This is a genomic window from Bavariicoccus seileri WCC 4188 (genome assembly GCF_000421665.1).
Taxonomy (GTDB): domain Bacteria; phylum Bacillota; class Bacilli; order Lactobacillales; family Aerococcaceae; genus Bavariicoccus; species Bavariicoccus seileri.
The window spans coordinates 1-11,067 of sequence record NZ_ATXL01000056.1 but is presented as its reverse complement, the minus strand read 5'-3'; the positions used below and the strand labels follow the sequence as shown (position 1 = coordinate 11,067).

9 protein-coding genes are annotated in these 11,067 nt (G+C 38.9%); 1 reads left to right on the top strand and 8 read right to left on the bottom strand.

What is annotated here, in order from left to right:
- Positions 1–377: 377 nt before the first annotated feature.
- The 8 genes from H541_RS12275 to H541_RS12590 all read right to left on the bottom strand — a co-directional run bounded on the left by H541_RS12275 (position 378) and on the right by H541_RS12590 (position 7,881).
- A complete protein-coding gene (locus H541_RS12275) occupies positions 378–1,370 on the bottom strand; it encodes a 2-keto-3-deoxygluconate permease (RefSeq protein ID WP_022797090.1) in 993 nt (330 codons plus the stop codon).
- Between the two features lie 10 nt (positions 1,371–1,380).
- A complete protein-coding gene (locus tag H541_RS0109560) occupies positions 1,381–2,133 on the bottom strand; it encodes an SDR family NAD(P)-dependent oxidoreductase (RefSeq protein WP_022797089.1) in 753 nt (250 codons plus the stop codon).
- A 428-nt stretch (positions 2,134–2,561) separates the two neighbouring features.
- Positions 2,562–3,668 (bottom strand): zinc-binding dehydrogenase, encoded by a 1,107-nt coding sequence (locus H541_RS12270; protein ID WP_022797088.1) that lies wholly within the window; start codon positions 3,666–3,668, stop codon positions 2,562–2,564.
- A gap of 57 nt (positions 3,669–3,725) precedes the next feature.
- Positions 3,726–4,994 (bottom strand): PTS galactitol transporter subunit IIC, encoded by a 1,269-nt coding sequence (locus H541_RS0109550; RefSeq protein WP_022797087.1) that lies wholly within the window; start codon positions 4,992–4,994, stop codon positions 3,726–3,728.
- A gap of 31 nt (positions 4,995–5,025) precedes the next feature.
- Complete coding sequence (locus H541_RS0109545) at positions 5,026–5,316, bottom strand: PTS sugar transporter subunit IIB (RefSeq protein WP_022797086.1); 291 nt, start codon at positions 5,314–5,316, stop codon at positions 5,026–5,028.
- A gap of 15 nt (positions 5,317–5,331) precedes the next feature.
- A complete protein-coding gene (locus tag H541_RS0109540; protein WP_022797085.1) occupies positions 5,332–5,808 on the bottom strand; it encodes a PTS sugar transporter subunit IIA in 477 nt (158 codons plus the stop codon).
- A 1-nt stretch (position 5,809) separates the two neighbouring features.
- Positions 5,810–6,232, bottom strand: coding sequence for a PTS sugar transporter subunit IIA (locus tag H541_RS13775; protein WP_338024052.1), 423 nt, complete (start codon positions 6,230–6,232; stop codon positions 5,810–5,812).
- 53 nt (positions 6,233–6,285) lie between these two features.
- Positions 6,286–7,881, bottom strand: coding sequence for a PRD domain-containing protein (locus H541_RS12590; RefSeq protein WP_022797083.1), 1,596 nt, complete (start codon positions 7,879–7,881; stop codon positions 6,286–6,288).
- A 361-nt stretch (positions 7,882–8,242) separates the two neighbouring features.
- Between H541_RS12590 and H541_RS0109530 the strand changes: the two genes are divergently transcribed.
- The gene (locus tag H541_RS0109530) at positions 8,243–10,630 is read left to right on the top strand and encodes a phosphoketolase family protein (RefSeq protein ID WP_022797082.1); all 2,388 of its coding nucleotides are present in this window, start codon (positions 8,243–8,245) and stop codon (positions 10,628–10,630) included.
- Positions 10,631–11,067 lie beyond the last annotated feature (437 nt).

Below are 11,067 nucleotides of genomic sequence, written 5' to 3'. Positions count from 1 at the left end.
AACAATTTAATAAAGGTCATTAAACGAATTGCTTTTGGGTTTAGAACCTTCTATCACCTTCGGATGAGAGTTTTAATTCAACAAGATATCTGCCAGATTATTTAGAAAAAAAAAGAAAACGCCGAAGCGTTTTCCTTAAGTGATTTAACGGTAACAACACTATTTGACTTAGAACCGGTTTTCTTCTATATATTGGTTAGCTAGGACTTTTTGTCCCAGCCTCTTAGTTAGTTAAGAGCTATTCATTTTTTATCCGATCATACAGATAACATATGCACATCAGCTATAACTACCAGCTATAACTGTCGAATAGGCATATTACATATAAATACCCTAATAGCCATATATATCTGGCATTTACAAACGACTGTTGTCTGTTACAGTTGTTGCTCGACTACTTCTTCACTTTCTGTCATTTCAGTGACGATTTGACCATGGCTTTTCTTGTTGTTTCGTTTAGAAATCCAAGCCGTTAGCATTGGTGTTAAAATAGCTGTCACAATCACTGATGCTGTGATTTGAGCCGTTGCCGTACCAACGATGCTAGCGTAAGTCGCATCAACAGCTGCTAGTGCCGCTGGGGTCGCAATAGCACTCCCCGCAGTTGAAGATATCGCTGCACCTGCTACACCACTACCACCCGTTAAACGATCAGTTGCAATACACAAAGCTCCACCAACTAATGTTGTAATTAATCCTAGTAAGATACCAGAAATACCACCTTCAACAATTTGACCGAAGTTCATATTACATCCAAGTGCAAACCCAACAATCATAATAATGGCATTCGTCCCATTGTTAAGCATTGTCTTGATGGTTGGAAAAGTATTTCCCAAGAAAATACCAACGACTAACGGCAAAATAGTTCCAACTAAACTCCAGATTGAAATGTCGGCCAAGCCAGCAGAACTAAGAACTGCCATCGTGACCATCGGACCAACACTTAACGTTGTAATCCCAACAGCTCCGGCATCAATTTCATCCCCAAAAGAGGAAACAATCCCGGCATACATCGCGTTGTTAGCCACAGAAATAGCTCCAATTACTGCTACTGCACTTAAACCAAGGAAATTATCATCAAAGACCTTAGCAACAATTAATCCTAAAACTACTGATAACGCAATTTTAGTTAAAATAATTGTACCACCACGGAGGACAGCTTTAGGTGTATTTTTAAGGGAAATAGTACTCCCAATAATCACCAAGAAAGCTCCTACCAATGCACCGGTCCCTTGAGCAAGAGGTGTTGTAAAACCACCAATCCCTAAAACTTGCGGGAATAATGTGTTGATTAAACACCCAATAAACATTGGGACGATAATGGTTGCTCCTGGAATTTTAATCCGTTTAATTTTATCCACAATACTCACAGAACTCACCTCAACCGTCCATCACAATGCCGCCGTCACAGTCACCGATTTCTCCGTTGACGAAACTAGCAGCTTCAGATGCAAAAAACAAGATCATTTGAGCAATTTCTACTGGTTCAGCAGCTCTACCAAGCGGAATCATCGAAATAACCTTATCATTTTTCACTTTATCCTCTGATAAAGAAGTGGTCATAGATGTATGGGTAAAAGATGGACAAACAGCATTACAAGAAATACCAAACTTGCCACCTTCTTTAGCAACGGCTTTCGTTAGTCCGTTAACGCCAGCCTTAGAAGACGCATAAGCTGCTGTTCCTAATAATCCACCACCGAGTTTACCGGCAACAGATGAGACATTGACAATACGTGCGCCACCTTGCGCTTTAAAGTGAGGATAAAAAGCACTGATAGTCGTGAAAGTACCAGTTAAATTAATGCGAACCGTTCTTTCCCACTCAGCATCTGTCAAATCATCAAATGGTTTGGCAGAAATAATACCAGCCACATTGATTAAAATATCAACTTTGTGAGCTTTAGCAACTTCTTCGATCACCGCCCTGATTTCTTCTGGATTACCAACATCCATTTTGTAGAAAAAGTTGCCTTCTCCTAATTCCTGAACAAACTTTTTCCCATTTTCAACATCAATATCAGTAACGATTACATGACCGCCACCTGCAATAATCCCCTTTGTAACTTCTTTCCCTATACCATTAACTCCACCTGTAATAAATGCTGTTTTCCCTGAAAAATCAAAAGCCACTTGACATACCTCCAATTATTTTAACACTTTGTTATTTATTTCACAATTACAATGTTATTATACTGCGAAAACAATATTAACACAATATTATTTTGTGATTTTTTTGTTAATGTTGGTTATATTTGATCCCGTTTGCCCTTATTTACTCTTACTAAGCTTGTTGAGTTTGATGATGGTGTCATCACTGACCGTTTACCGACGCTTTAAAATAGATTCCCTATTGTGATAGTGACGTCTCCCTACTAAAAAGGGTTGCAGACGTTTTTCCATCTACAGCCCTCTCTCAAAACATTTTATGCCGGTATTTAAAGTATTATTGAAAATGCGAGTAACTGCCAAATACCTTTAACAAGTGATTGCAAGACAAAAAAGAAGAGAAAAATTTCTCTTCTTTCAGTGGATTAGACGAGCTAATGTCAGTATTTATTTTAGTTGGTAATAGCTTCTTTATCTGTGTTATCATGAGCGAGTTCGAGAGGAAATTCATCCGGGTTAGAAGCAATCATGACTTTGATTTCATGCCCTTCCATAACCTTTTCGAATGCTGTCCGCCAGTTTGAAAGCGTAAACTTTCGTGTAATCATACGATCAATGTCAATAGCCCCTTTGGCCAACAAGTGAATAGCAATTGGCCAGTCATATGGATTTTGCGAGCGGCTACCTTTATATGAAATTTCGCGTTGAATAATAGATTCTGTATCTATTTCTACTAATTTGGTAGCAAATAAACCTACTTGAATAAATTGACCGGTCTTTTTAAGAAGTGGTAAACTAGCATTGACAGCGAGAGGTGAACCAGAAGCGTCATAAGCTTTGTCTACTCCAACACCATTAGTAGCCTTATCAACGATTTCTGCCAAGTCTTCTTGTAAGGTATCTACTATTATATCGGCTCCCATTTCTTTTGCGAGTTGTAATCGATGAGCGTCTTTCGTGATACCAGTCATGATAACAAAAGCGCCAATTTCTTTTGCAATTTGTAATAAGAATAAGCCAATTGGACCTGGTCCCGTAATGAGGATTTTATCTTGAAGTTCCAAGTGACTCATTTGGTACATGGCATGGACACAGCACGCCAATGGTTCACTCATTGCTGCTCCTTCATAACTCAAATTGTCTGGCAAAATATGAACACTTTCTTCGCGAGCTAAAACAAAGTTTGCTAAACTACCATTTTGTTGTGTGCCTAACCCCTTCCGATGTGGACAGAGGTTATATTGCTTTTTCTGACAATACTCGCACTCATTACAAACCGAGAATGTCGTTTCACTTGTCACACGTTCTCCTACTTTTACCGTCGTCACATCTTCCCCAACAGCAACCACTTTGCCAGAAAATTCGTGTCCTAATACAACAGGTGTCGTTGGATTTTTATATTCCCCTTTAAACGTATGGATATCAGAGCCACAGATCCCCGTATAAGCCACCTTAATCAAGACTTTGTCACCAGTTACTTCTGGGACTTCTAAGTCAATCAATGCCATCTTGTCGTATCCAGGTTCTGTTTTACAGACACCTTTCATCATTTTACTCATTTTAGTCTTCCTTTCTAGAAACAAATTCTGTTATAGCTATGAAAATACTGATAGCCATTAAAATACTGAATGATATAATTCTGCTAATTTTAAGAAAATCCAGTTCAGGAAGTTACCACCTGTATCAAAGTTACTAATTTCAACGGCACCTTGTGGGAATTCCACGATACCTTGGGCCATTTGTGTGATCACAGGAGCATAATCTGTTGCCATCCATAGTGCTAACGTAATGACAATGGTTAAGGAAATAACTGAATGTAGGATGTTACCCTTACGACTTGGAACTATTAAAGCCGCAAAGAACGGAATTGTTGCTAAATCGGCAAATGGCAATACTCTGTTCCCAGGTAAAATAACCGCAATAAATAATGTAATGGGAACCATCAATAAGCCAGTTGCTAACGCCGCCGGTGACCCTGTAGCTAATGCTGCGTCCATACCAAGATAGATTTCACGATCACCATAGCGTTTTTGTAACATTTGTTGCGCACTTTCTTGGATTGGAATAAGTCCTTCCATCAAGATTTTTACCATCCATGGCATCAAGAACATCACCCCACCCATGGTCATCCCAATTTGCAAAATACCAGCGAAGGAGTATCCTCCCAAAATACCTAAGAACATTCCGATAATAATCCCCATGATCATCGGTTCGCCGAAAATACCAAATCTTTTTTGAATCGTTTCTGGCTTCACATCTAGTTTGTTAATTCCAGGAATTCTGTCAACCACCCAGCCGATTGGTATCCCTAACAAAGCATAACCTTGTGCTGACCCGGTCGTAAAACTAATACCTTCTAAGCCGTAATACTTTTGTAGCTGTGGCGCTGTTTTGTCAGCAATAATTTGAACCAAAACGGTGTAAACAATACCACAGAAAATCCCGAAGAAAAAATTACCAGTGACAATATAACCCGTAGCTGCTGCGGCACTCATATGCCAGTAATTCCAAATATCAATATTCAGTGTTTTCGTCCACTTAAGGGCAAGCATGATCAGATTGACAATTAAAATCACTGGAATCATAACAGCTGCAATAGGTTGTGCCCAAGTCCCAGCTGCAACTGCTGGCCAACCCGCATCAATAATGGTTAAGTTGAGTCCAAACCTTTCAACCATCGCTTGCGCAGCAGGGCCAACACTTGTCGTCAGTAAATTGATAACCAAATTAATGCCGATCATTCCGATACCGACCGTGATACCTGATACAATAGCTTTTTTAACAGGAACCCTGAAAACTAACCCTACTATAAAAATAATGATTGGGAGCATTACACTTGCCCCAACATCTAAAATACTTTGTACCACATTCATTAAACCATCCATTTTTACGCCTCCTCAGTTAGGTTTTTTACCTTTATTTAATTTTTTCTACAGCTTCTAAGATTTCTTTTTCAACCTTATCCGTCCCTATACCAGTTAAAAATGCCATCGCCTTGATTGCTGGTATTTTATACTCTTTTGGTAGCATTGTGGTTGAAATTAAAATATCCGCTTGATCTTCCTTCGATGACGCTTCTGAAATCTTGATTTGGTCTATTTCCACCGGAATTTGATGTCTCGCAAAAAGGTCCTCAACTTTTTTCATGACAACTGTCGATGTTGCAATACCCGCACCACATGCTACTAATACCTTAATTTTTCTCATCTCTTTTGCTCCCTCTTATAAATTATTTTCTATCATTGTGTTGAAAAAAGTTGTTTTGTCTGACGCCTCTAAAAGTTTCTCTAATAGTTTCTCGTTTTGTAACACCCCCATTAATGATTGCAACATTTCCAGCTGTGCGTGTGGTTGGTTTAGTGCTAATACAAAAATGATTCGAGCAGGAACAATTGTCACTCCATCTTCCATACTCTTAAAATCAACAGGTTTTTTAACTGTCACAATCGCAATAAACTCTTCAGAGACACACTCGGCATCCGTATGAGGTATTGCCGCCCCAATCTTTTCTAATGGTATACCAGTCGGAAAGGTTTGCTCTCTTTCCGTTAACTTAGATAAGAAAGTTGGTGTTACAAATTTTTGCTTCAGCGCCTCTTTATTAATAGCTTCAAATACCTCATTTTGCGTTTTAAAATCTGCATCCACAAAGATTAAGGGTCCTTTTAAGTAATCACTTATTTTTTTTTTGCCGTCCATATTAATGCCTCCAACGTGTATCACTAAATTTCCGAATTATTTCTAACATTTTCGGTTTATCTGTTGCCTCTTCCAGCTGGTCAACTGCGGTTGAACCCGCCAAATCCATTATTTCGAGAATCAAATCGATATGCTCCTCTTTGTTATTAGAGGCCAGAAAAATAATGGTATGTATTCTTTGACCACTTTTTGTCACAATCCCCTTTTTCACAACCGCCAGGGTTATGCCAACCCCTAAGGCACCCGCCTCGGCAACTGTATGAGGTAATGCAATTTTATTTCTCAATACCACATAGTCTGGTAAGACAGCCATCTCCTGTTTGACCGCTTCAACATAATTCGGAGTAATGATGTGCGTCTCTTTGAGAGGCGCTGCTAGCATGTCCAAGACACGATGCCAATCAGTAATGTTCTCTATCATCATGATGTTTTTTTCTGTCAACATGTCTGTTAAGCCGTTTTTTTTGGTAGATAGAATCACGGATTCCTTAGGTTAAACAAGGCTAAAACATCTTCATAAAGTGCCCCCTCATCTTTGATCGTCGTATGTTTTTCAATCACCTCAAGAATATTTTCTGGAGTGACTTTATTAGTCTGACCCGCATAAGTTGTCCGTAAAAACTTTTGACGTAACTGTTTCTTTTCCTCAGCAGTTAAAAAACTGTTCACCACAAATACCTGTTTATCCGTCTTTAGCGGCACTGGGGAGAAAACATAATCTGCATCATAGGTATTTTTGTAAAACTCCCTAGCTGAGATAACGGCAACAAAATTGACCTCTGGCAACAACTTCCTCAGACTGTGTTCTAACATGGTGGCGATTGAAACCCCATTAGGACAAACGATAATTGCTTTTATACGGTTATCTTCTGAAACGATATCACTTGTTCCTACCATATGACTCCCTATAAACAAAGAAATCATGAACAATTCTGCGTCTGGTAGTGGTTCTTTAAAAAAGTCTGTCAATGGTCCACTAGCTTTTTTAACGAGATAGAACAAAGATGATAAATCTTTATCTGTGTTTTCTTGAAAATACTTGGTTTGTAAATTCAAATGGTATTTGATTCGGTAATAGGCAGGTCTCATATGAACCAATAATCTGTTTAGTAATACCTCTTTATTCTTTAACTGGATTCCCACGATCTTACTAAACTTTTCAATCACAGCTTCAAGAGCTGCCTTCATATTGCTAATCTCAGTGGCTGATAGGATGTTAGCGCGTGAGAGATTAGCGGTTAATAAAACCATCGTGAGATAAACACGTTCGTTTTCCGTTAACCTCTCAACATCCCAAATCACACGATCAGCTGCCAAATACTCTTTGGTATCTGACAATTCCGCTTCATTGATTTTAAAGCTATAAGAAATTAGTCTTCCTTTTTGAGCCCTTCTTATTAACAGAATTAATAGTAATGGTAATATCTTGAGCCATTCATCGGTAAATTGAACACCTAAATCTTGTTCGACTAATTCCACTCTTTTTTTCATCGTTTCAATGGCGTTAGGTTCAATGTTGGCATATTTACTGATCAAGTCGATACCATGATAGTTTTGTCCCACAGTTATTAACAAATCTGACAATAACTTGCGTTTGTCCCACTCATCGCCCTGAATATAGTAGCCATCTTTACGAGAATAGACTAGTTTTAAACTATAAGGCTCTATCCTCTGGTCAACTTCCTTTAAATCTCGTAAAACGGTATTACGACTAACTTCCAATTCATCGATAAAGTGATTTAAGGATAGGTACTCATCCTTACTTAACAGCCGGAGTTGAATCAAGTCCACTCGCTCATCACTTGAGAAAACATATCCAGACGACAGATCATTCTTTGCTGGCTCACCACCTTTAACATATGAGAAGACCTCACTCGAAATGATAAAATGACCATTTTTAGTTCGTTTAATCGGTTTTAGCTTTTCTTCCTCTAACGAACTATTAATTTTTTGAAGTGCATAGTTCAGTTGCCCTCTTGTCAATTCAAATTTCTGGCAAAGCTCCTTACTAGTGATTTGAGGATTAGTCATCAACTCTACAAATAGTTGGTTTGTTCTCTCTTCCAAATTCATAATCATCCCTCTCACAACTCAAATTTACAGTAAAAACGCTTTCATTTCTATCTGTATTGTTCCCAAAATATTTAGTAGTTCTTCTGCATCATGGGACTCAAAAAAACAGTTCAATAATCTTGAACTGCTATTTTGAGTTTGTTAAAAATGTAACTACTGTTATATCAACGTTTTGAAACAGTAGATATCATTCTTTATTCACTGATTATGCAACATGGGACTGTTCTGGCTCACGTTTCAGGGTCGTAAAGTCTCATAAGTTGATTACCGATTATGCTAAGCCAACTCAATTCTAGTTTACAATTTCACAATCACTTCGTAAGATGAAAGTGTTCATAAAACAGATGAAAGGATGAGTTACATGACAACAATTGATTATTCATCACCAAGTTATCTTGAGAAAGTAGATGCCTTCTGGCGAGCAGCCAACTACTTATCTGTAGGTCAACTGTATCTAAGAGATAATCCCTTATTAGAAAAGCCGCTTGAAAAAAAGGATGTTAAAATACATCCCATTGGTCACTGGGGGACTATTGCGGGACAAAACTTTATTTATGCTCACTTAAACCGCATCATCTTAAAAGATGATTTGAACCTCTTATTTTTATCAGGTCCTGGTCACGGTGGACAGGTCATGGTTTCAAATGCTTACTTAGATGGTAGTTATACTGAGAAATTTCCTAAAATTACTGAAGATAAAGCAGGGATGAAAAAACTGTTTAAACAATTCTCCTTCCCTGGCGGTATTGCCTCACATGCTGCCCCAGAAACACCTGGATCGATCCACGAAGGCGGCGAGTTGGGTTACGTCTTATCACATGCGACAGGTGCAGTCTTAGACAATCCAAACGTGATTGCCGTACCTGTCGTTGGCGATGGCGAAGCAGAAACTGGTCCTCTCTCAGCAGGTTGGTTATCAAATACATTTATTAACCCTGTAAATGATGGCGCTATCTTACCGATTCTTTACTTAAACGGTGGTAAAATATCGAACCCTACCATTTTATCACGGAAAAGCGATCAAGACCTCATTAATTATTTCAGCGGTCTTGGCTGGGATCCTTACATTGTTTCCGGGACTGATCCTAAAGACGTTCACCCTGTCATGGCAACAACACTTGATGAAGCTTTTAGTAAAATCAAAGCCATTCAAACAGACGCTAGAAAACATCCTGCAAGTGATGCTACGATGCCGAAGTGGCCAATGATTGTCTTTAGAACCCCTAAAGGATGGACCGGACCAAAAGTGTGGGCTCACGAAAAAATCGAAGGCACCTTCAGAGCACACCAAGTTCCAATTCCTGTTGATGCCAACCATTTAGAACATATTGACCAACTGGAAAACTGGCTACGCTCTTATCACCCTGAAGAACTATTTGACGACAACGGTCACTTAAAAGAAGACATTCGGGCAGTCGCACCAACTGGCAATAAACGCATGGGTGCTTCAGACATTGCAAATGGCGGTATAAATCCCAAAGGATTGAAGTTACCAAACTGGAAAAACTATGCCATTGATACCTCTACACCAGGAGCTGTTATTACACAAGATATGTCAGTGTTTGGGAAACAAGCCCGCGATTTAATTGTTGACAACCCTACAAACTTCAGAATCTTTGGACCTGATGAAACTAAATCTAACCGCTTAAATACCGTTTTTGAAGTCACAGACCGCCAATGGTTAGAACCAAAAGAATCTACCGATGAGTGGCAATCCTCTGCAGGGCGCGTTATTGATGGACAACTATCTGAACACCAAGCAGAAGGCTTTTTAGAAGGTTACGTCTTAACAGGACGCCATGGCTTCTTTGCAAGTTACGAATCCTTCTTACGCGTCGTAGATTCAATGCTTACCCAACACTTCAAATGGCTTAGAAAGGCAACCAATCTACCTTGGCGTAAAGATTATCCATCCTTGAACGTTATTGCGACATCAACCGTGTTCCAACAAGATCACAATGGCTATACCCACCAAGACCCTGGTGTGTTAACACATCTAGCAGAGAAAAAACGCGAGTTTGTGAGAGAATACCTCCCAGCTGATGCCAATACTTTAATGGCAGTGATGGATAAATCATTACAAGAAAAACAAGTAATCAACTTAATCGTCTCAAGCAAACACCCTCGTCCACAATTCTATTCCGCCGACGAAGCAGAAATCCTAGCAAAAGACGGCTTGAAAATCATAGACTGGGCAAGTACAGACGATGGCCAAGAACCAGATGTCGTTATCGCAGCAGCAGGAACCGAACCAAACCTGGAGGCACTAGCTGCCATCACGTTGTTAAACAAACGATTCCCACAATTAAAAATTCGGTTTGTCAATGTCGTTGACATCCTCCGCTTAAGCCATCCATCTGTTGATCCAAGAGGCTTGAGTGATGACGATTTCGATGCTATCTTTACCAAAGATAAACCAATCGTATTTGCCTTCCATGGCTATGAAGGTTTTATCAAAGATATCTTCTTTAACCGTCACAATCATAACGTTTGTATCCATGGCTACCGTGAAAACGGTGATATTACAACACCATTTGATATGCGGGTGTTAAACCAAATGGACCGCTTCCACTTAGCCCGTGATACTGCTCAATTATTGTTTGGAGAAAGTGCGGATAGTTTTATTTCTGAAATGGAAAATAAAATTGACTACCATCACGCGTTTATTCGTGAAAATGGCGTTGACATCCCAGAAGTTGAAAATTGGAAGTGGCAATCGCTTAAAAAATCTGAAGAAATTAAAGCTTAATATTTAATTTTTCTGTGCCGTATTTGTCATTTACAAAGAAACCTTACAGTGTCATTTAGTTATTCCTCCCACATTATCACTGTATAGAACTCTAGAAAACTTGAAGAATAGCGTGCAAAACAAAAATAGTAGGAATCTCTGATCACTTTCGGAAGATTCCTACTATTTTTTGATGATATTCTTATTTTGCGCTTAACATTGTTTCGCTAACCATTTTCTTATAACCTGGCAGTTAATAAGTGTGACTAGTATTTAGATTTCGAAACCAGATACTAGAGCTTGAAGATCAAACTTAAACCATATGTTTTGGAAGAGACTAGTGTCATGCCAGTTTTGGATACATTCAAAACTACATAGCTCTAAAACGAATGGTACACAATGGAAAATTTAGAGAATGTTTTGGACGCATTCAAAACTACATAGCTCTAAAACTACAC

Coding starts and splice junctions, on each gene's coding strand:
- H541_RS12270 (WP_022797088.1), bottom strand. CDS start 3,668: ATGAGTAAAATGATGAAAGGTGTCTGTAAAACAGAACCTGGATACGAC.
- H541_RS0109550 (WP_022797087.1), bottom strand. CDS start 4,994: ATGGATGGTTTAATGAATGTGGTACAAAGTATTTTAGATGTTGGGGCA.
- H541_RS0109545 (WP_022797086.1), bottom strand. CDS start 5,316: ATGAGAAAAATTAAGGTATTAGTAGCATGTGGTGCGGGTATTGCAACA.
- H541_RS0109540 (WP_022797085.1), bottom strand. CDS start 5,808: ATGGACGGCAAAAAAAAAATAAGTGATTACTTAAAAGGACCCTTAATC.
- H541_RS13775 (WP_338024052.1), bottom strand. CDS start 6,232: ATGATGATAGAGAACATTACTGATTGGCATCGTGTCTTGGACATGCTA.
- H541_RS12590 (WP_022797083.1), bottom strand. CDS start 7,881: ATGAATTTGGAAGAGAGAACAAACCAACTATTTGTAGAGTTGATGACT.
- H541_RS0109530 (WP_022797082.1), top strand. CDS start 8,243: ATGACAACAATTGATTATTCATCACCAAGTTATCTTGAGAAAGTAGAT.